This is a genomic window from Pseudomonas fluorescens, from assembly GCF_040448305.1.
Lineage (GTDB): Bacteria > Pseudomonadota > Gammaproteobacteria > Pseudomonadales > Pseudomonadaceae > Aquipseudomonas > Aquipseudomonas fluorescens_BH.
Map to the genome: position 1 here is coordinate 3,302,654 of NZ_CP148752.1, position 20,407 is coordinate 3,323,060.

Consider the following 20,407-nt stretch of genomic DNA (forward strand, 5'->3'; position numbering starts at 1 on the left):
TTTTCGTATAATCGTATACGGTTGTGCATAGTGATGTAGTTGTTCCTCGTATCTGCCAAACCCAGACACGCCTTTAAATCGCCCCTGGCCACTTAGTGTCATATGTCTAACCAATCACCACTGAAGTACATTGCAGGACTGATCCCGCTGGCACGTGTGTCCGCACCGCAATTTGTTGCGGCCGTTATCAGGGAAGCCATCGTCACCGGCGCGCTCTCCGGTAGCGAACCTCTGCGTCAGGACCTGATCGCTACCGAACTCAACACCAGCAAGGTGCCGGTTCGCGAGGCGCTGCGCGAGCTTGAAGGTCAGGGCCTGGTCCAGTTCATGCCGAATCGGGGCTTCATGGTGACACCGCCGTCCCTGAATGAAATGAATGAGTGCTTTGAGTTAAGAGCGGTTTTAGAGCCGCTGGCCGTCCGCCATTCGGTACCGCTCTCGACACCGGAGCAACTCGATGCTGTCGAACGCATCATCGATGAGTTCGAGAAAGTTCAGGATCCTCTCCTGAGCAGTCAATGGAACCTTTCGCTGCATACGGCGCTTTATGCACCTGCGCAAATGAAACACCTGGAAAATATGATCACCCGTGCGCACACCATTGCGCAGCGCTATACGCACATCTATATGCAGCTGCGATCCGCAGGGATTGATAGCCAGGACGAGCACCGTGCGATCCTCGCGGCGTACCGGGCAAAAGACGTGGAGGCGGCCGTTGCGTTGATGACAACGCATCTCAAGCAAGCATCGGATGAGGCGGCTGAGTACCTGAAGGACCACTTTGAGGTGTAGGAGCAGCCGGTCGACACTCGATAGCTTCGGGCGACGTACCGACTATGGACTCGAAGACTGCGCGTTTATTCAGAAAACACGCGTTATCGTTAACGTCCATCGCGAGCAGGGGCGCAGCGCTTAGCCTGCGCACCTTGTTTTTTTCTCCTTATTTAGACTTCAATACTTTCGGATTGGAGTTGCCCCAGATCGTGTACAAGTCCGCCAACAATGCGCCGTTGATGGTCTCAAGCTCCGTCTGGGTAATCTCTTCACCGCCTTGCTTGCCGTACAAAACGACCTCATCTCCCGCCTGCACGCCTTTGATGCCACTGACGTCCACCATCAACGTGTTCATGGTGACCTTGCCGATCACCGGCGCGCGTTGGCCGCGGATCAGCACTGAGGCTTTGTTGGAGAACGCTCTTCGATAACCGTCGGAGTAGCCGGCCGGGATGTTGGCGATCAACGAGTCTTTGCTCAGGGTAAAGGTGCGGTCGTAGCTGATCGTACTGCCCGCAGGATAGGCGCTGACCGCCGCGACCCGCGATTTGAACTGCATCACCCGTTGAAATTCGTTATGCCCACCCACTGGGTAGCCATAGAGCGCAGCCCCCGGGCGAACCATGTCCAGCCAACCTTCCGGCACCTCAAGGGTGGTGAAGGTATTGGCGCAGTGCAGGGTGATCCGGCTGCGGTCCAGTTTGGCGTGCTCGATCAGCCAGCCGGACTGCTCCTTGAACTTGGCCAGACCCTGAAGGACATCCTCGCGTTCCTCGACCGGGAAGTGGGTCATGATTCCGACGATGTTCAGGTGAGCCAGTCGGGTCAGATCCACCGCCTGTTGTTGTCCTGCAGCCGTGCTCATTTCCAGACCGTTGCGGCTCATGCCCGCCGAATTCAGCGCCAGATGAACCGGAAGCTTCACGCCCTGGCGAGTAGCCAGTTCATTGAGCTGACGTGCAACCTCCAGGTTGCCGACCAGTTCTTCGATGTTGTAGCGCAGTGCATTCTCGACTTCTTCAACAGTAGCGCTGCGCAAACGCATCAGGCGTCCCTTGAAGCCTTTTTCCCGTGCGACACGCGCCTCCTCGTTGCTCGCCACGCCGATACAGGTGATGCCCATCCGAATGGCGGAAGGGATCAATAATCCAATGCCATTCCCATAAGCATCGGCTTTCATCACGGCGCACATCTGGCTTTTACCCGCCAGCCGTTGCTGAAGTTTGGTGATGTTTGCTTCGAAGGCGACCTGATCAATCTCCAGCCAGGTATTGGCCTGACCTGATTGATTGTCGGCGCGAGAATGTTCAGGTGTGGGATCGAGTAAAGGTGCGGCATTGACTACCGGCATCATTGCCGTCAAAGCCAGGGCGAGCGTCAGCGTGCTGAGCATGAAACGTGGCATATCGAGTCTTCCATAGTGGATGAGGAAAGACCTCATGCTGGCGTGGATTTGGCATCAGCCAGGTCCATTGGGCATGGGGCGAACAGCCATGGAATTCTTATGCAACGGCGCCGTTTGTTTATGTGGAACCGGGTGGCTCGCGCAGCGGATGGCGCTGTAAAAAAGGCTCAAACGACCGAGGGATTGTTCAGGGTTGCGCCTGGCAGCCGAAGGGGCCGCCAGGTGAACGCTTTGAAGTGTCGAGTGGAGTTAAGCCCGAAGCCTTGCATCGGCTGTTGCAGAAGGCAGCAGCAGCGAGAACAGGTTCTTGGGATCTTGCAGCTCTGGTACCAGTTGGATGTCGCTGCCAATGTTGAGCGTTCGTGCAACATCCAGCACATAGCGCAAGGCAGAGTAGTCCTCGATGGCGAAGCCGACCGAGTCGAACAAGGTGACTTCCTCGGCATGCTGGCGACCCTGGGTCTGACCGTTGATGACTTTCCAGAACTCGATAACCGGTGAGTCGGCGGGCATCTGTTGAATTTCGCCTTCAATGCGGCTTTGCGGTTCGTACTCAACCATGACCCGCGCACGCTCGACGATGTCCCGGTGCAGTTCGGTCTTGCCGGGACAGTCGCCGCCCACGGCGTTGAGGTGCATCCCGGGCTCGATCATTTCAGGGGTTAAAATCGTTGCGTAGGCCTTGTCGGCCGTGACCGTGGTCACGATATCGGCGCCACGTACCGCTTGCGCGACGGATTTGGCAACGGTCACCTGTATGGCGGGGTAGGCCCGCAGGTTGGCTACCAGCTTCGCCGTTGCCGCTGGATCGATGTCGTAGAGACTGATTTCAGTAATGCCGAGCAGTGTATGAAATGCCAGGGCCTGGAATTCGCTCTGTGAGCCGTTGCCGATGAGCGCCATTCGGCGACTGTCCGGTCGGGCGAGGTAGCGGGCCGCGAGTGCGGAAGTGGCAGCGGTGCGAATGGCGGTCGTCAGCGTCATTTCACTCAGCAAAACCGGCTTGCCGGTATCGACGTCTCCCAACGCACCAAACGCCATGACCGTCAGCATGCCATTGTGGGTGTTCTTCGGATGTCCGTTGACATACTTGAAAGCGTAGAGCGATGCATCAGACACGGGCATCAGCTCGATGACGCCCTCGGGTGAGTGGTTCGCCAGGCGCGCGCACTTTTCGAAATCCGGCCAGCGTACGTAGTCTTGACGGATGTACTCGGCCATTTCGATCAGGCAACGAGGCAAGCCTTTTTCCTGGACGAGACGGCTCAGATCATTGACGTCAATGTAACGGGTCATATTGGGTTCCTTTGGGCGTTTTTTGGTGTGCCGGTCTGGACTACCTTGCGCTTTGGCGGCTGAGACTCAGGAGGTGGTCCATGTGTTTGCAACGGACCTATTGTCGAGGCAATGGAGAGAAGATTTCGGCCAATACCGACCCCGGACACAGCGAGAGAAGTCGAAAAACAGACAGCGCACAGCGGAATCGGCCGCGTGACATTTACCAGTCGCACCTCGCTCGCACGGCTCAATCGCGATGTGCTTCACGACGCATCGTCATGCAGATGAAGTAGAAGGCCAAAAGACAATCACACTTCCTGTGCCGCTCCCTTTAAGTGGAAAAACAGTGACTTACAGCAGACGACAGAATCGGCTGTGCAAGCCATTCATTCAGCACAGGCACGCTGTTTGAACGTGGGGTTACGACACCAGCACCCTCCCGGCAATTGGCATTCTGACGGTCCGTTTCAAGCGCTTGTCGTTCGCTGCTTGAGATGGAGTGCAACTCCGACGACTGGCTGCTTCCGGTCGAAAACAACAACAAAAAACGGCTGCGGTGAAGACCGCATCGACTCTCTGCCCCTGTCAAAAAGTGTGGTCCGACGCAGGCGCCGGATCGCGATAAATCCAAATAATCCGGGACTCAAGAAAATGAACATCAAATGGCTGACTTTGCCGGCACTCGCGTTGCTATGCTGCACCACGGGCGCCAGTGCCAAGGAATGGAAGGAGCTGCGATTTGGCGTCAACCCAAGCTACCCACCCTTTGAATCCACCACGGCCGATGGTGGGGTCCAGGGCTTCGGCGTGGATCTGGGCAATGCAATATGTGCCGAGTTGAAACTGACCTGTGTGTGGGTCAGCAATGATTTCGACGGGTTGATTCCGGGGCTCAAGGCCGGCAAGTTCGATGCCATCGAATCTTCGATGACTGTTACCGACGCGCGCAAAAAACAGATCGACTTTACCGATCGCCTGTACGCCGGACCGACCGCCATCGTTACCCGCAAAGACTCCGGACTGCTGCCTACCGCCGAGTCGCTGCGCGGCAAAACCATCGGTTACATGCAGGGCACGATTCAGGAAACCTACGCCAAGGCCAAACTGGCGCCGGGCGGGGTGAAACTGCGGGCCTACCAGAATCAGGATCAGGTCTATGCCGACCTGGTATTTGGCCGTCTCGATGCGTCGATCCAGGACAAGCTGCAAGCGCAGATGAGTTTCCTGACCTCGCCACAAGGGGCGGACTTCCACAACAGTGAAGGCATCAGCGACCCGTTGGTGCCGGCAGAGATCGCCATTGGTGTGCGCAAGGACAACGAAGAGCTCAAAGGCATGCTCAACGCCGCCATCAAGGCCCTGCACGACAAGGGCATCTATGCGCAGATCCAGCAGAAACACTTCGGTGACCTGGACCTCTACAACAACTGATCCTCGCGTCCCGGTCGCTGTGTTGCAGCGACCGGGGCGCATCAAGACAGGTGACTGGCGTGAATTCCTTCCTGAACGTTCTGGGGGTCGACCTTTCGGCCCTGCAAGGCTATGGCCCTTTGTTGCTGCACGGCACCTGGGTCACCCTCAAACTGTCGGCGCTTGCGCTTCTGGTGAGCATGGCGCTGGGGCTGCTCGGCGCGGCGGCCAAGCTGTCGCCGCTGAAGCTGTTGAATCTGCCGGCGACCATTTACACGACATTGATCCGTGGCGTGCCCGACCTGGTGTTGATGCTGCTGATTTTCTACAGCCTGCAAGGCTGGCTCAGCGCCCTGACCGAGTCCATGGGCTGGCCCTACATGGAAATCGACCCATTCGTGGCCGGGATCATCACCCTTGGTTTTATCTACGGGGCGTATTTCACCGAGACCTTTCGCGGGGCGATTCTGAGTGTGCCACGCGGGCAGGAGGAAGCCGCGGCGTGCTTTGGCCTGAACCGTTGGCAGCGTTTTCGTTTCGTGGTGTTCCCGCAAATGATGCGTTTCGCCTTGCCGAGCCTTGGCAACAACTGGCTGGTGCTGCTCAAGGCCACGGCGCTGGTATCGATCATTGGTTTGTCGGACCTGGTCAAGGTCGCGCAGGAGGCCGGCAAAAGCACGTTCAATATGCTTGATTTCCTGTTGCTGGCCGCAGCGCTTTACTTGCTGATCACCAGCGCTTCGAACTATGTCTTGCGCGTGCTGGAACGGCGCTACAACCAGGGTGTGCGGGGGATGGCGCGATGATCGAGTTGATTGCCGAATACTGGAGACCCTTTCTGTTCAGCGACGGCGAGACCCTCACCGGGTTGGCCATGACCCTGTGGCTGTTGGTGGCGAGTATTGCCATGGGCTTTTTCCTGTCGTTGCCCCTGGCGATCTTGCGCGTCTCGCGCTGGGGCTTTTTGCGTTGGCCGGTTCAGCTGTTTACCTACATCTTTCGCGGCACGCCGTTGTATATCCAGTTGCTGATTTGCTACAGCGGGATCTACGGCATTGCCGTGGTCCGTTCGCAGCCATTGCTCGAAGCGTTTTTCCGCGACGCCATGAATTGCACCTTGCTGGCGTTCACCCTCAACACCTGCGCCTACACCGTGGAAATCTTCGCCGGAGCGATCCGCAGCATTCCCTACGGTGAAATCGAAGCGGCCCATGCCTACGGCCTGAGTGGCTGGCGCCTGTATCTGCAACTGATCCTGCCTTCGGCGCTGCGCCGTGCGCTGCCGTACTACAGCAACGAAGTGATCCTGATGTTGCACGCGACTTCGGTGGCGTTCACCGCGACGATTCCGGACATCCTGAAAATCGCCCGGGACGCCAATGCCGCGACCTTCATGACGTTTCAGGCTTTCGGTATCGCCGGTCTGCTGTACCTCGTGCTGTCGTTCGGGCTGGTCGGCGCGTTCCGCCTGGCGGAGAAGCGCTGGCTGAGCTTCCTCGGTCCGGCTCACTGACTTCCATCATTTATCCAGAGCGGCGCCGATAAGCGTGCCGCTCCAGGAGTACTCGCATGTACAAACTCACGGTTGAAAATCTGTATAAACGTTTTGGTGACAATGAAGTGCTCAAGGGCGTCTCATTAAACGCGAGGGCAGGGGACGTGGTGAGCATGATCGGTGCCAGCGGTTCGGGCAAAAGCACCATGCTGCGCTGCATCAACTTTCTGGAACGGGCGGACGAAGGCGCCATTGCTCTGGATGGCGAGCGAGTGCTCACCCGTCAGGGTGTCGGTGGCATGCGTGTCGCCAACCCGAAGCAATTGCAGCGCTTGCGCACGCGACTGGCGATGGTGTTCCAGCACTTCAACCTGTGGAGCCACCTGACAGTACTGGAGAACATCGTGCTGGCGCCGTGTCGAGTCCTGGGCATGAGTCGCAAGGCCGCCGAGGAGAGCGCGCGGGCGTATCTGGACAAGGTCGGCCTACCGCAACGGGTGGCCGATCAGTACCCGGCGTTTCTGTCGGGCGGGCAGCAACAACGGGTGGCGATTGCCCGTGCCCTGGCGGTGGAACCCGAAATCCTGTTGTTCGACGAGCCAACTTCGGCACTCGACCCGGAACTGGTGGGTGAAGTGCTGAAGGTGATTCAGGCACTGGCCGAAGAAGGCCGGACCATGTTGATGGTGACCCACGAAATGGGGTTTGCCCGGCAGGTCTCAAGCCAGGTGTTGTTCCTGCATCAGGGCCGTGTCGAGGAGCAGGGTGATGCTACGATACTCGACCGGCCAAACAGTGAACGTTTGCAGCAATTTCTATCGGGTCGTTTGAAGTGAGGCAAGGCGTACATGGCGGATATCCGCGATCTGTCGATCGTGCTTGATCGTATCGATCAGGCAATCATTGAAGTGTTGCGCCACGAAGGGCGCATCACCTATCAAAAGCTGTCCGAACGCGTGCACCTGACCCCCAGGCCTTGCCTGGAACGGGTGCGCAAGCTCGAACAGCTTGGGGTCATTCGCGGCTATGGCGCGATTCTCGATGAGAAGAAACTGACGCCGGGCTTGTCGTTGCTGGTGCTGGTGGCGTTGTCGAACCAGAGCGGACGCGCGGCGCAAAAGGCCTTCGAAGCCAAGGTCCGCGCCTGCCCGCAGGTGCTGGAATGTCGCCTGATCAGCGGCGCGTTCGACTACAGCCTGCGCATGCGCTGCCGTGACATGGAGCATTACCGGGTGTTGACCGAAGTCTGGTTTGACGACCCGGATTTACACATCGACAAACTGGTCAGCCACCCGGAGCTGGCGATGGTCAAGACCACGATGGAATAGGCATCGAACGACGTACAACCTGTGGGAGCGGGCTTGCTCGCGAAGGCGATGTGTCAGTCGACATTGATGTTGGATGACACTCCGCCTTCGCGAGCAAGTCGGATCGCCGCACCGCCGCTCCCACATTTGATTTGTGTCGTTCACCGAATCGGCTGAAGGGGTCAGAATCTTCAGCCGTTTCCATCAGCGCAAAAGCCGTTATCAACCGGGTTTTTCCCACCTCGAAACAGACAATGAGCCTCTCTCGCCCCTCATTGAGTCTGTGCCCATGCAAACCACCAATACGGTATTAATGATTCGCCCGACACGTTTCTCCTTCAATCAGGACACGGCGGCGAACAACCGTTTCCAGCGTCCGGCAACGGTTGCCGAAGACGTACAACTCAAGGCCCTTGCCGAGTTCGATGGCTATGTTGACGCATTGCGTCGGCACGACGTTGAAGTCCTGGTGCACAACGATCGCGAAGCGCCGCATACCCCGGACTCGATCTTCCCCAACAACTGGTGGAGCAGCCACCCGGATGGCACCTTGGTCCTGTATCCGATGCAGGGCCACAACCGGCGTCTGGAGCGGGACAAAGGTGTACTCGACGGGTTGCTGGGTGAATACCGGGTCGAGCAGTTGCTGGACCTGTCCAGCCTCGAAGAGCAGGAGGTGTTCCTGGAGGGCACCGGCAGCATGGTCCTGGATCGGCAACAGCGGATCTGCTACGCCGGGTACTCGACCCGTACCCACGCCCGCGCCCTGGATCAGCTGGTCACCCATCTGGGCTATGAACTGTGTGCGTTCAACGCGGTGGACCGCCAGGGCGTGGCGATTTATCACACCAACGTCATGATGAGTGTCGGCACCCGCCTGGCGGTGGCCTGCCTGGCGTCCGTGCCCCATCCGGGCGAAAGTGCGGCGCTGCGTAACCGACTCGAAACCAGCGGTAAACAGGTCATCGCCTTGAATTGGGCGCAACTGGAGTCCTTTGCCGGCAACATGCTCGAAGTGCACAACGCAGCGGGTGAGCCGCTGCTGGTGATGTCGCGTACGGCCTGGCAATCGCTGGACGCCAATCAGCGTCGCTTGATCGAAGCTCACACCACGCCGTTGCCGGTGAACATCGACACCATCGAGCGCATCGGTGGCGGCAGCGCGCGCTGCATGCTGGCCGAGGTGTTCCTGCCCAGGCATTCGTCCACCCAGGAACAAGTGCGATGATCGTCCGCCCTGCAACGCCTGACGATCTGCCGGCTCTACTGGCCTTGGCCCATAGTGCCGGCACCGGGTTGACCACCTTGCCGGCTGATGCGTCGCGACTGCGCCAGCGCCTGGAATGGGCGGCCAAAACCTTCGCCGGCGAAGCCGAGCGTGCCGATGCCGATTACCTGTTTGTGCTGGAGAACGAACACAATAAAGCGGTGGGTATCTGTGCCCTGGCGGGTGCTGTCGGCCTGCGGGAGCCCTGGTACAACTACCGCGTGGGCCTGTTCGTCGCAGCGTCGAAAAACCTGGGTATCAATCAACAGCTGCCAACGTTGTTTCTAGGCAACGACATGACAGGCCATTCCGAGCTGTGTTCGCTGTTTTTACACGCCGATCACCGCAGTGGTCTGAATGGTCGTTTGTTGTCGAAGGCGCGCTTCCTGTTTCTGGCGGAGTTTCGTGATCGCTTCGGTGACAAGGTCATTGCGGAAATGCGCGGTTATTCGGATGAAGAGGGCGTTTCACCGTTCTGGGAAGGCCTGGGACGGCACTTCTTCAAGATGGATTTTGCCGATGCCGACTACCTCACCGGGTTGGGCAACAAGACCTTCATCGCGGAACTGATGCCCAAGTTTCCGCTGCCAACCTGCCTGTTGCCGGAGGGGGCACGAACGGTCATCGGAAGGGTTCACCCAAACACCGAACCGGCGCTGGGTATGCTCAAGGCTGAAGGATTCGAGCATCGTGACTACATCGACATTTTCGACGGTGGTCCGCTGATCGAATGCGCCACCGGGGATATTCGTGCGGTGCGCGATAGCCAGGTGCTGCAACTGAGCATTGGCACACCGGGGGAGCACGCGGCGACTTACTTGATTCATAACCGTCAGTTTGCCGATTGCCGGATCACTGCGGCAGCGGCGCGAGTTGCAGCCGGTACGCTGATTGTCGACGCTCAAGTCGCCATGGCGTTGGGCTTGATTGCGGGGGCTTCGGTGCGGGCGGTGAGTCTGGCAGTGCCTGCCTTGCAACAATCAGCGGCTTAGATAACCGGCAGAAAAAGATCGCAGCCGGCGGCAGCCCCTGCAGGTGCGCATTCATCTCGTTTTAGAGGTGAGCGCGGTGAACGGAGCTGTTGCCGGCTACGATTTTTTGAGATTGTGGACCTCAGAACCTGAAGCGGGGATCTGCCTCAATACGTGATTTAACTTGTGGGCGATGTTGAACGTTCATGAGTCGTCCCAAGCCTCTAGCACCGTGGGCTCCACGGTCAAATACAGGTGCACTTGTTCACAGATTTATGTTCATGAGGAGCCCTCAATTATCTATAGAAGGCTTTTTCTGGAATTAGTACCGCGCCTGCCTGGCGCAGACTGAGAAGTTACTGGGACTGAGGGCACCTCAATCAGAAAACAGCTCGAACATCAGTTGGCGAAGCCAACGATTGGCTGGGTCCTTGTTATAGCGTGCATGCCAGAACAGGTTTATCTCGATATTAGGCAGCTCCACTGGCGTCGGTAGAACCACGAGCCCAAAGGGTTGTTCGCAACTGCTGGCGAATCGTTCAGGCACTGTTGCCATTAAGTCGGTGCGCTGAAGTATGTGGCCGACTGCGACGAAATGGGGAACCTCGAGGCGTATGTTGCGCTCGATGCCGGCCCGCGCCAGAAAGGTATCGACTTCGCCGTGCCCCGTGTTTGCCGCTACGACGCGAACGTGGTCATAACTGCAAAAACGCTCAAGCGTTAACGGTTCCCTGGTAGCGGGGTGGTCCTTGCGGCATATGCAGACATAGCGATGGTGAAACAGGCGCTGCTGAAAAAATCCGGCTTGCAGGTGCGGCAGTAATCCAACGGCGAGGTCGATCGTACCGTTCTGCAACCCTTCGGCCAAGGTATCGGAGGTGTTGCGCAGCGTGCTGATCGAGCAGCCCGGAGCGCGTTCAGCCAGCGCGTCCATCAGCCGCGGCATGAAGTAGATTTCACCAATATCGGTCATCGCCATCGTAAATCGACGATTGCAGTTGAGCGGGTCGAACGTGTCCTGTCGGCTCAGTGCATCGCGTAAGGTCTGAATGGCCAGTGCAACCGGTTCAGCCAACTGCTGGGCGTAAGGCGTGGGCTCCATTCCTTGATAGGTGCGAACAAACAGTTCGTCGTTCAACGTGACACGCAGTCGCTTTAACGCGTTGCTGACAGCGGGCTGGGTCAACTCAAGGCTATCCGCCGCTGTTGATACCCGGCGGTCAATGAGCAGTTGGTTAAACACCAGAAGTAGATTGAGATCCAGCTCACGTAATTCCATAACGCCTCGTGCAGATTACGCGCTCATAAGGGCTATAAATCTTTGCCCACCGTTGGGTCTGCACCGCGCTGAAATTGTCGCTGCAAGAGCCAAAGCCTAACAAGTGCCAGACCGCCGCGTCCATCGATGAGATCGATGGGGCTTTTACTCCCCTTCGATCTTTATTCACGTTCGAAATAATGCCTATTCACCTGGCTGCATTTATCACGGCCGATCGTTTGCCCATGATCGAATCCATGCCCGGTGCTGAACGCTTTTGCGTAACACCATTGGGCACCGCGCCATTCCCGGAGGCATCAGGTCTTCCGGCTCTATAACAATGACAAGAAGAGCGATGCCATGCGTACGATTGATGTTTCAGCCCTGATTGACGGGGCACGTTTCAATGCCTTCCATGCGCGCGTGCTGTTCTGGTGCGCGCTCATCATCATTTTCGACGGCTATGATCTGGTCATCTATGGAGTCGTGTTGCCTTCACTGATGTCCGAGTGGGGCCTCAGTTCGTTACAGGCGGGTGCGTTAGGTAGCTGTGCGCTGGTTGGCATGATGTTGGGTGCTCTGTTTTTCGGTTCACTGTCGGATCGTATAGGCCGACGAAAAACCATCATGATGTGTGTCGCGATCTTCAGCGCAGTCACAGCGATCAACGGCCTGGCACGGAGTCCCGAGGCTTTCGCCTTATGCCGATTCATCGCTGGCCTTGGGATCGGGGGGGTGATGCCCAACGTTGTAGCGTTGATGAACGAGTACGCGCCGAAGAAATCCCGCAGCACGTTGGTCGCGATCATGTTCAGTGGCTACTCGTTAGGCGGAATGCTATCGGCGAGCCTGGGCATGGTGCTGATCCCGCAGTGGGGATGGCAAGCCGTGTTCTATGTCGCGCTGATTCCTCTGTTGGCATTGCCGTTTCTGATACGGCAATTGCCAGAATCGATGGATTTCCTGCTGCGCACCGGGCAGATCGTCAAGGCCCAACACCTGTTGGCACAAGTTGCTCCGTCTTATGAACCAAGCGTAAACGACCAGTTGAACCAGATGGTTGCCAAAGGGACGACTGTGTCGATTTCGCAGTTATTCCAAGAGGGGCGCAAGTTGAACACCTTCATGCTGTGGCTGGCGTTTTTCTGTTGTTTGCTGATGGTTTATGCATTGAGTTCGTGGCTGCCAAAACTCATGACTGCCGCAGGCTATGGATTGAACTCCAGCTTGGCGTTTCTGCTGGCGCTAAACGTTGGCGCGATTATTGGCGCGGTAGCCGGTGGATGGCTGGGGGATCGAATCGGCATCGCCAAGGTCTTGTTCGGGTTTTTCAGTTGCGGAGCGTTGGCCTTGAGCCTGTTAGCACTCAAGGCGCCGTTACCGGTTCTTTATCTGCTCATCGCCATCGCGGGGGCGTGCACCATTGGCACCCAGATCCTGGCCAACGCCTGCACGGTGCAGTATTACCCCGCGCACATACGGTCCACAGGACTTGGTTGGGCGATGGGCGTCGGTCGCACCGGAGCCATTATCGGTCCATTGCTGGGCGGCGCGCTGCACGCGTCATCACTGCCGCTGCAGGCAAGCTTTCTCATCTTCGCAGTACCAGGTCTGATAGGGGCCATCGCTATCTTGGTGTTTCTGATTCAGAACGCTCCAGGCCGGCAGGCCGCTTCATCCAGGCAAACCGTGCCGCAGTAACGATTGCTGAAAAAGGCGAGTTCAAGGTAGGGCTCGCCTGACCAATGACTGCTCGTGCGCAAGAGTAATATTCACACCCATGATGGAATGTATGGGAGTTGCGGTATTTATCAATAGCGCTCGGATGGCGATGATTGGGTTACTCCAATAACAATCAGCCTCATGGGTAACTTGCTATGCGTACTTCTCAATCCAAATTGCACATCGGTATTGTTGGCGGCGGTATTGCCGGCGTGGCTCTGGCCCTGGACCTGTGCCGTCATTCTCATCTGAACGTGCAGTTGTTCGAAGCGGCTGCTGCCTTTGGCGAGGTCGGAGCGGGCGTCTCATTCGGTGCCAACGCTGTTCGTGCCATTGCGGGTCTGGGTATTGCCGAACCCTACCGCAAGATTGCCGACCAGACGCAGGATCCGTGGCAGGACATCTGGTTCGAATGGCGTCGTGGTGAAGATGCCGGTTATCTGGGCGCAAGCCTGGCCGAAGGGGTAGGGCAGTCATCGGTACACCGTGCTGACTTCCTCGATGCTCTGGCCAGTCAGTTGCCCGAAGGGATCGCCCGGTTCGGTAAGCGCGCCGTCAGCGTGGAGCAGGATGCCGGACAGGCTCGCGTACGGTTCACCGATGGCACTGAGTATCGCTGCGACCTGTTGATCGCCGCGGACGGTATCAAGTCTTCAATTCGTGATCATGTCCTCAACGGTCTTGGCCAGCCCCTGGTGGCACCGCGTTTCAGTGGTACCTGCGCCTACCGCGGGATGATCGACAGCCAACAGCTGCGTGCAGCCTACCGGGCTCGGGGTGTCGATGAGCACTTGGTCGACGTCCCGCAGATGTATCTGGGGCTCGACGCACACATTCTCACATTCCCGGTCAAGCAAGGCCGGCTGATCAACGTAGTGGCCTTCATTTCCGATCGCAGTCGCCCTGATCCGACCTGGCCAAGCGATTCTCCATGGGTGCGCAATGCCAGCCAGGAAGAAATGCTCTCTGCCTTCAATCATTGGGGAGACGCTGCACGGGTGCTGCTCGAATGCATTCCGGCACCCACCCTTTGGGCTCTGCATGAACTCGATGAATTGCCGGGTTATGTCCATGGCCGCGTAGGGCTGATCGGCGATGCTGCGCATGCCATGTTGCCGCACCAGGGCGCTGGCGCAGGTCAGGGCTTGGAAGACGCCTGGCTTCTGGCGCGATTGCTCGCAGATCCTCAGGTCATGGACAGCCAGCCACAAGCGGTGCTCGAGGCTTACGACGCAATCCGTCGTCCCCGTGCCTGCCGTGTGCAGCGCACATCCTGGGAAGCCGGGGAGCTTTATGAATTGCGTGATCCAGCTGTATCCGACGACGAACAACTACTGGGGAAAACCCTCGCAGAGCGTTTCGACTGGCTGTGGAATCACGATATGCAGTCCGACCTTCAAGAGGCTCGTGCCCAGTTGGGTTGGCGAGCCTCTGCCTAACGACTTGAACCAACATGCACGGAGGGAGCATCCAGCGGCTCTCTTCGTTCGTGAATGCATGGTGGTGCAAGATCAGCTAAACAATCGCCAGCGAAGGCAGATGCAGACTGATGCCGGGTCAACTCCAATTGATTGCTCTTTTGAGACCCGTTAGGCAGAAACCAAGTTAGAGTGTTCATTAATGTCTGTTCATGAGGTCCCTACACTCGATTCGCGTAGTCGCGCCAAGCGTTTCCAGCGAACGAACCGGGCAAAAAAATCGTATCTCAATCGTTATGTGAAGAATGAATCGTCCGCTGTTTGTTTCTCTAGATGGGCCCAAGGGAGCCGGCAAAACCACACTGTTGGAAGCCGTGACGAAATTACTGAGGGCAGACAACAAAAAGGTGATCCGACTTTGCGAGAAAAAAAGCGATCCCTATAGGGGTGAAACAATGACCCTCGTTAACAAGCTCGTCAGAAATCCCACCCGGGATTTGGAGTTGAGGGTTTGTGAGCGCTTTGCTGATAGCCGTACCTGGATTTCCCGGAACGTGCTGACTAAACAGCCACCAGACAGCATCATCTTGATCGATCGCTGGTACCCGTCTGATGCCGCGTTTCGCCGGATAGTCCCGTTTGCAGAGATTCTACAATTGAACATTGATCGAAACGTGCGAGTGCCAGACCTGCATGTCGGGGTTGTCACCGCCCCTGATATTTCGTGGGCAAGGGCTGCGGCACGAGGACGTGGGTTGGGCAGTACTGTGATCCATAAGCTGGAAGAACATGTCGCTTGTACAAAGGCGTTCGAGCAAGCAATTGCAGATCACGGCTGGGTTTTATGCCGTAACGAAGGAACGATCGAAGACGCAACGATGCAGGTGATTTCTGAGATCTATAGAGTCCTTCGGTACCCGTAGGCGAAGCTCGCTGCGCCGGCCTTGACGTCGATTGCTGGAGATGCATGCCAAGAGGAAAGCGGACGGCAGGGAAACGGACAGGACACTATGCGCATCTATAGAGTAATACTTGATTTAACATAATATACATTATGCGTAACGCCACATACGGACTTGGGAGCGTCTGGTGGCCAGATTTGAAGCAGGCCCAAGCCTCGATCACTCTGCTGCAGTTCGTGCCTGCACCTCAATGAGGTAATCCAGGACCGAACGGATCGCGAGAACTTTTCGCCTTGAATAGCCAACCATGTTGGCCAGAGTCCACCGCAGCAACCTCATCAGTACCGGATCGGAAAATTTCCAGCTGCTCGACTCATACGGATACCGGCTGTTGGTGAACACGTCGCGGTATTTCTCGCTTCCTGGCTGTCCAGGGCCAAGCTTTGGGCACCGGGCGCTTTTCAGATGCTGATGAGCCGCGGCCAGCGCTACAGCGTGGAGATTTGTACGTCTCGCCGGATGTGCCTTGATGCTGGTCAGGCACGGAAATAAAGCTGTTGAGCAGGGTTTCCATGCCAATCGCCGCATTGACCTAGGCAACGCGCGGTAGGTTCTGCACGTTCAGAATCCCAGCAGCTTTCAGGTAATTGTGAGCGCTTTGACGCATCCAGATTGGAAAATGGCCCCCTTGCATACTCCTTTGAATGGCCGCCGCAGATGGCTGGAGCCTTTGATTTACGGGGCTTGTTATCGATTACACGTGTGTTTTAAAGATATCGCACATATTTGGAAGATAGCGAATAAGGCTGAGCTACCTCTGGATCATCTGGTCAACTCCCCTCCTTCATTAATAACCAGAAATTATAACTAAACTAAACAACCATTTAGTTGAGCTAAGTTATAGGTGAGTATCGATGGTATTCGACTGGAGCTACCACTCCTCCTCTCCCTCACTAATTCATCGGCACAGGAGATCATTACGAAACAGACGATTGGTTGCTAATAGCCTTTAGACCGATCAACCACATTCAAGAGAGGCATTCCCTCACGCTCTCTTCGAAGATTCTCAACTATCAACGCCACACCACCTTCAATCTGCACATCGCTTGCAACATGAGGCGTCAGGAGCACCCGGGGATGTTTCCAGAGTGGGTTGTCTTGAGTGGGAGGCTCTTGTGCCAAAACATCCAGTACGGCACCTCCCAGACGACCTTCATTCAATGCTGAAAGCAAAGCCGTTTCTATAACGTGGGCGCCACGTCCCACGTTAATCAGTCCAGCTCCATGAGGCAGGCAATCGAGCCTCGCAGCATTGAGTATCCCGGCAGTTTCGGGAGTCAGTGGCAACATGTTCACAAGGATGTCGCACTGCCCTAAAAACGCTTCCAGTTCGTCCGGGCCGACGTAACAGTGGCCACCTGGCACCTCCTTCAAAGAGCGATTCCAGCCACTGAGCTGAAATCCTAATGGCTGAAGGCGATCAAGCGCGGCGCGTCCGAGATTGCCAACCCCCATGACACCAACACGCCGCTGTGAAGCGTGCACGATTGGTCTAGGTTGCCAGCGACCACTGCGCTGATCCTCTTGGTAAGCGAGGATGTCTCGATGCATGGCAAGAACACTAAACAGAACATACTCGGCCATGATTTCAGCCATCGAGCTATCTACCAGCCGTATTAGCGACACGTCAGCAGGCAAACGAGCCAAATCGAACTGATCAACTCCAGCCCCGGCAGCGTAGAGAAGCCGAAGATTAGCAAACTGCTCCGCCAGGTTGGTAAGAGGCTCCCAAGCCAGGATGTAGTGCACCTCTGCCGGGTTACCGATATCAGGCCATTGGCGGAACTCTAGTTGAGGGGCGAGCGTTGCCAGGCAATCTCGCCATTTCTGCGCATCGGCGGGGTCGGCCATATACAGGATGCACATAGAAAACTCCCTATTCGACTTTCAGATGCGCATAGCTATCAACGAAACGCTTAAATTTGTGTTTACCACAAGTGTACGCTTCGTACTTCGCGGGTAGAGCCTCACTCACGCAGGTTGGCACAGGCTCAACAACTGCATCAAAATCCAAATCAATAAAGAAAGGAATTGAATAGCGCTCTAGACCGCTAGTATTTATGACGCGATGCATTGTCGAGGTGTAGCGATCGTTGGTGAGGGTTTGAACCAGATCACCAATGTTGACGATAAAAGTGCCTTCAACTGGTGGGGCAGTAACCCACTCCCCTGCACGGTTCCTGACTTGCAAACCGCCAACTGTGTCTTGAGACAGGACTGTCAGGAAGCCGTAATCCGTGTGAGCACCAATACCGATCTCTTCCAGGGAGACCTTTCCTATCTGAGGTGGATAACGCAAAACGCGCTGAATAGTGATGGGCTTGCGTTGGCGCTGTTCAAAATAATTTTGCGGCAAATCCAGACTCAGCGCGATGCCGCCGATGAGCGTTCTCGCAAGCGCCAATACAGCTGAATGATAAGCTTCGGCAACCGTTTCGAATTGCGGCAGTCCGGACGGCATTTGATTAGGGCCAAAAAACGGAGAAATTTCATCGTAATGGGCGCCGTAATCAAAGCACTCTTTGAAGTCGCGCGTATTAGCAGGATCTACGTTTTCCGCATACATCGGGATGTAACCACGTAGCGTAAGCCCGGAGTTCACGATATTAAGTGTGTTCTTCTCGTCGGCTGGAAGCTTGAAAAAAAGTTTGGTGAGCCTGTACATCTCGTCTATCAGTTGCTGCGAAACGCCATGGTTTTTTATATAAAAAAACCCCACCTTTTCGCACGCTTCACCTATCTGGCTTGCCACCCGCATCGGATTTTCGCCGTTTATGAGTGGCGAAATATCTATGACCGGGATTTCAGTGAAGGCAGTTTGTTTGCTGGCCAAACGAATATCAAATAACTCAGTCACGCTTCTCTCCTTTCTAAATGGATGACAGACGCGGACGAGCGACATTCGTCCTTGTTTGGGCGGATGTTAATCCTGGTTTTTTTGGCACGCAAGCAAAATGTACACCTGTGTCTTCAAACGTTGACACAGGTGTACATTTATCCTAATTTTAAGTCACCTAGCCTGATGAAGCCCACTTTGGAGCGCACCGCGATGTCCAGCGATCCCTTGCTGCAACCCTACAAAATCAAGAATCTGACCCTCAGAAACCGGATCATGACCACCTCCCATGAACCGGCTTACCCTGTGGACGGCATGCCCAAGGACCTCTATCGCGCCTACCACGTGGAGCGCGCCAAAGCCGGTGTCGCCCTGACCATGACTGCCGGTTCCGCTGCCGTATCCCGAGACAGCCCGCCGGTGTTCAACAATGTGCTCGCCTACAAGGACGAAGTAGTCGGATGGTTGAAGGACCTGACCGATGAATGCCACGAACATGGCGCGGCAGTGATGATCCAGTTGACTCACCTGGGCCGTCGCACCCGCTGGGACAAGGCAGATTGGTTACCGGTGGTGTCGCCGTCACACCGTCGCGAGGCGTCGCACCGCTCCTTCCCGAAGAAAATGGAGGAATGGGACATTGAGCGGATCATCAAGGACTATGTAGACGCCGCGGAGCGCATGAAGGCGGCAGGTCTCGATGGTCTGGAGCTTCAGGCTTACGGGCATTTGATGGACCAGTTCTGGTCGCCGTTGACCAACGACCTCGACGGCCCTTACGGTGGCTCGCTGGAAAACCGCATGCGCTTTACCTTCGACATCCTGCGTGGCATCCGCCAGCGGGTAGGCGAAGATTTTCTGCTGGGAGTTCGCTACACCGGTGATGAAGAACTGCCCGGCGGCTTCACTGCCAGCGAGGGCATGCAGGTTTCTCACATGCTCAAGGACAGCGGACTGGTCGACTTCCTGAACGTCGTACGCGGTCACATCGATACGGATGCAGGGCTGACCGATGTCATCCCGATTCAGGGTATGCGCAACTCGCCCCATCTCGACTTCGCTGGCGAGATTCGCTCGTCGACAGGCTTTCCGACCTTCCACGCGGCGAAGATTCCCGACGTGGCCACCGCGCGCTACGCGATCGCCTCGGGCAAAGTGGACATGGTGGGCATGACCCGCGCGCACATGACCGATCCGCACATCGTGCGCAAAATCATCGAGAAGCGCGAAGAAGACATTCGCCCGTGCGTGGGCGCCAACTATTGCCTGGATCGCATCTACCAGGGCGGCGCGGCCTACTGCATCCACAACGCAGCGACGGGGCGGGAAACCACCATGCCTCATGACATTCCCAAAGCCACGGTCAAGCGCAAGGTGCTGGTGGTCGGTACCGGCCCTGCCGGGCTGGAAGCGGCGCGGGTCGCCGGTGAGCGCGGTCATGACGTGACGGTGCTTGAAGCGGCTGACCAACCCGGTGGGCAAATTCGTCTGACTGCGCTGAGCGAGCGTCGTCGCGAGATGATCAGCATCATTGATTGGCGAATGGCGCAATGCGAACGGCTGGGGGTGAAGTTTCACTTCAATACCTGGGCCGAAGCCGACACTGTGCAAGCCTTCGAGCCAGACGTGGTTATCGTTGCGACCGGCGGCCTGCCGGATACCGAGGTGCTCAGCAAAGGCAACGAACTCGTGGTTTCAACCTGGGACATTATTTCCGGCGACATCAAGCCCGGTCGCAACGTACTGATCTTCGACGATGCGGGGGATCATGCTGCCCTGCAGGCTGCCGAGGTCATCGCACAAAGCGGTGCGAGAGTCGAAATAGTCACCTCTGACCGCTCGTTTGCACCTGAAGTCATGGCCATGAACCTGGTGCCCTACATGCGCAGCCTGCAGGATCTGGACGTCACCTTCACCGTGACCTACCGCGTCGATACAGTGGAAAAACGTGATGGCGGACTCGTTGCAACCTTTGGCAGCGATTACGGACAGGTTCACAAGCAGCGCGTGGTCGATCAGGTGGTCGTCAACCACGGCACCCTTCCGCTGGACGACTTGTACTTCGACCTGCGTCCTCTCTCCACCAATGGCGGCGCGGTAGAGCAGCATGACCTGATCGCCGGCACGGCGCAGAACATCGTCACCAATCCCGAAGGACGCTTCCAGCTGTTCCGGATCGGCGACGCCGTGTCTGCTCGCAACACCCACGCGGCCATCTACGACGCTTTGCGCCTGGTGAAAGAAATCTGAATCCCTGTCACGTCTGGCGCGGTCAAGGGCCGCACGGAGCGTCCCATGACGCCT

The 20,407-nt window shown here is 56.8% G+C and carries 17 protein-coding genes; 12 read left to right on the forward strand and 5 right to left on the reverse strand.

Annotated elements, in window-relative coordinates:
- Positions 1 to 102 precede the first annotated feature (102 nt).
- Positions 103 to 792, forward strand: coding sequence for a GntR family transcriptional regulator (locus WHX55_RS14915; RefSeq protein ID WP_150755298.1), 690 nt, complete (start codon positions 103 to 105; stop codon positions 790 to 792).
- Positions 793 to 940: 148 nt separating this feature from the next.
- On the opposite strand, the gene alr is transcribed toward WHX55_RS14915, so the two are convergent.
- Together alr and WHX55_RS14925 are read right to left on the reverse strand one after the other, a co-directional pair.
- Complete coding sequence (gene alr, locus WHX55_RS14920; protein WP_223448335.1) at positions 941 to 2,179, reverse strand: alanine racemase; 1,239 nt, start codon at positions 2,177 to 2,179, stop codon at positions 941 to 943.
- A 249-nt stretch (positions 2,180 to 2,428) separates the two neighbouring features.
- Complete coding sequence (locus WHX55_RS14925) at positions 2,429 to 3,475, reverse strand: ornithine cyclodeaminase (RefSeq protein ID WP_353742986.1); 1,047 nt, start codon at positions 3,473 to 3,475, stop codon at positions 2,429 to 2,431.
- 633 nt (positions 3,476 to 4,108) lie between these two features.
- Between WHX55_RS14925 and WHX55_RS14930 the strand changes: the two genes are divergently transcribed.
- The 7 genes from WHX55_RS14930 (at position 4,109) to astA (ending at position 9,928) form a co-directional block, all read left to right on the forward strand.
- The gene (locus tag WHX55_RS14930; protein WP_150755301.1) at positions 4,109 to 4,888 is read left to right on the forward strand and encodes a transporter substrate-binding domain-containing protein; all 780 of its coding nucleotides are present in this window, start codon (positions 4,109 to 4,111) and stop codon (positions 4,886 to 4,888) included.
- Positions 4,889 to 4,947: 59 nt separating this feature from the next.
- Positions 4,948 to 5,673 (forward strand): ABC transporter permease, encoded by a 726-nt coding sequence (locus tag WHX55_RS14935; RefSeq protein WP_353742987.1) that lies wholly within the window; start codon positions 4,948 to 4,950, stop codon positions 5,671 to 5,673.
- Positions 5,670 to 6,380, forward strand: coding sequence for an ABC transporter permease (locus tag WHX55_RS14940; RefSeq protein WP_353742988.1), 711 nt, complete (start codon positions 5,670 to 5,672; stop codon positions 6,378 to 6,380). Before WHX55_RS14935 ends, WHX55_RS14940 begins: the two co-directional genes overlap by 4 nt.
- Positions 6,381 to 6,436: 56 nt before the next feature.
- Entirely contained in the window at positions 6,437 to 7,198 is a 762-nt protein-coding gene (locus WHX55_RS14945) for an ATP-binding cassette domain-containing protein (RefSeq protein ID WP_007986657.1), read from the forward strand.
- Between the two features lie 12 nt (positions 7,199 to 7,210).
- Positions 7,211 to 7,690, forward strand: coding sequence for an Lrp/AsnC family transcriptional regulator (locus tag WHX55_RS14950; protein WP_007974731.1), 480 nt, complete (start codon positions 7,211 to 7,213; stop codon positions 7,688 to 7,690).
- Between the two features lie 268 nt (positions 7,691 to 7,958).
- On the forward strand, positions 7,959 to 8,897 hold the full coding sequence (ctlX, locus tag WHX55_RS14955) for a citrulline utilization hydrolase CtlX (protein ID WP_151213486.1): 939 nt from the start codon (positions 7,959 to 7,961) through the stop codon (positions 8,895 to 8,897).
- A complete protein-coding gene (gene astA, locus WHX55_RS14960; RefSeq protein WP_150755305.1) occupies positions 8,894 to 9,928 on the forward strand; it encodes an arginine N-succinyltransferase in 1,035 nt (344 codons plus the stop codon). Before ctlX ends, astA begins: the two co-directional genes overlap by 4 nt.
- Positions 9,929 to 10,283: 355 nt before the next feature.
- Here the strand turns inward: astA and WHX55_RS14965 are convergent, their stop codons facing one another.
- Entirely contained in the window at positions 10,284 to 11,186 is a 903-nt protein-coding gene (locus WHX55_RS14965) for a LysR family transcriptional regulator (protein ID WP_150755306.1), read from the reverse strand.
- Positions 11,187 to 11,525: 339 nt separating this feature from the next.
- Between WHX55_RS14965 and WHX55_RS14970 the strand changes: the two genes are divergently transcribed.
- The 3 genes from WHX55_RS14970 to WHX55_RS14980 all read left to right on the forward strand — a co-directional run bounded on the left by WHX55_RS14970 (position 11,526) and on the right by WHX55_RS14980 (position 15,228).
- The gene (locus WHX55_RS14970; protein ID WP_150755307.1) at positions 11,526 to 12,866 is read left to right on the forward strand and encodes an aromatic acid/H+ symport family MFS transporter; all 1,341 of its coding nucleotides are present in this window, start codon (positions 11,526 to 11,528) and stop codon (positions 12,864 to 12,866) included.
- A 176-nt stretch (positions 12,867 to 13,042) separates the two neighbouring features.
- The gene (gene salA, locus WHX55_RS14975; RefSeq protein WP_151213487.1) at positions 13,043 to 14,326 is read left to right on the forward strand and encodes a salicylate 1-monooxygenase; all 1,284 of its coding nucleotides are present in this window, start codon (positions 13,043 to 13,045) and stop codon (positions 14,324 to 14,326) included.
- Between the two features lie 284 nt (positions 14,327 to 14,610).
- Positions 14,611 to 15,228, forward strand: a complete 618-nt coding sequence (locus WHX55_RS14980; protein WP_151213488.1) for a dTMP kinase — start codon at positions 14,611 to 14,613, stop codon at positions 15,226 to 15,228.
- A 978-nt stretch (positions 15,229 to 16,206) separates the two neighbouring features.
- On the opposite strand, the gene WHX55_RS14985 is transcribed toward WHX55_RS14980, so the two are convergent.
- Positions 16,207 to 17,133: a glyoxylate/hydroxypyruvate reductase A gene (locus WHX55_RS14985; protein ID WP_151213526.1), complete on the reverse strand. Its 927-nt coding sequence runs from the start codon at positions 17,131 to 17,133 to the stop codon at positions 16,207 to 16,209.
- A gap of 10 nt (positions 17,134 to 17,143) precedes the next feature.
- Complete coding sequence (locus WHX55_RS14990; protein WP_353742989.1) at positions 17,144 to 18,124, reverse strand: 2-oxoglutarate and iron-dependent oxygenase domain-containing protein; 981 nt, start codon at positions 18,122 to 18,124, stop codon at positions 17,144 to 17,146.
- A gap of 192 nt (positions 18,125 to 18,316) precedes the next feature.
- Between WHX55_RS14990 and WHX55_RS14995 the strand changes: the two genes are divergently transcribed.
- Positions 18,317 to 20,353 carry an NADH:flavin oxidoreductase gene (locus tag WHX55_RS14995; RefSeq protein ID WP_353742990.1) on the forward strand — a complete coding sequence of 679 codons (2,037 nt, stop codon included), beginning with the start codon at positions 18,317 to 18,319 and terminating at the stop codon, positions 20,351 to 20,353.
- The last annotated feature ends 54 nt before the right edge of the window (positions 20,354 to 20,407 follow it).

Bases quoted from the DNA above. Each gene is read 5' to 3' on its own strand.
- WHX55_RS14915 (WP_150755298.1), top strand. From the start codon at position 103: ATGTCTAACCAATCACCACTGAAGTACATTGCAGGACTGATCCCGCTG.
- WHX55_RS14970 (WP_150755307.1), top strand. From the start codon at position 11,526: ATGCGTACGATTGATGTTTCAGCCCTGATTGACGGGGCACGTTTCAAT.
- WHX55_RS14985 (WP_151213526.1), bottom strand. From the start codon at position 17,133: ATGTGCATCCTGTATATGGCCGACCCCGCCGATGCGCAGAAATGGCGA.
- WHX55_RS14940 (WP_353742988.1), top strand. From the start codon at position 5,670: ATGATCGAGTTGATTGCCGAATACTGGAGACCCTTTCTGTTCAGCGAC.
- astA (WP_150755305.1), top strand. From the start codon at position 8,894: ATGATCGTCCGCCCTGCAACGCCTGACGATCTGCCGGCTCTACTGGCC.
- salA (WP_151213487.1), top strand. From the start codon at position 13,043: ATGCGTACTTCTCAATCCAAATTGCACATCGGTATTGTTGGCGGCGGT.
- WHX55_RS14965 (WP_150755306.1), bottom strand. From the start codon at position 11,186: ATGGAATTACGTGAGCTGGATCTCAATCTACTTCTGGTGTTTAACCAA.
- WHX55_RS14995 (WP_353742990.1), top strand. From the start codon at position 18,317: ATGTCCAGCGATCCCTTGCTGCAACCCTACAAAATCAAGAATCTGACC.
- alr (WP_223448335.1), bottom strand. From the start codon at position 2,179: ATGCCACGTTTCATGCTCAGCACGCTGACGCTCGCCCTGGCTTTGACG.
- WHX55_RS14950 (WP_007974731.1), top strand. From the start codon at position 7,211: ATGGCGGATATCCGCGATCTGTCGATCGTGCTTGATCGTATCGATCAG.
- WHX55_RS14925 (WP_353742986.1), bottom strand. From the start codon at position 3,475: ATGACCCGTTACATTGACGTCAATGATCTGAGCCGTCTCGTCCAGGAA.
- WHX55_RS14980 (WP_151213488.1), top strand. From the start codon at position 14,611: ATGAATCGTCCGCTGTTTGTTTCTCTAGATGGGCCCAAGGGAGCCGGC.
- WHX55_RS14945 (WP_007986657.1), top strand. From the start codon at position 6,437: ATGTACAAACTCACGGTTGAAAATCTGTATAAACGTTTTGGTGACAAT.
- ctlX (WP_151213486.1), top strand. From the start codon at position 7,959: ATGCAAACCACCAATACGGTATTAATGATTCGCCCGACACGTTTCTCC.
- WHX55_RS14930 (WP_150755301.1), top strand. From the start codon at position 4,109: ATGAACATCAAATGGCTGACTTTGCCGGCACTCGCGTTGCTATGCTGC.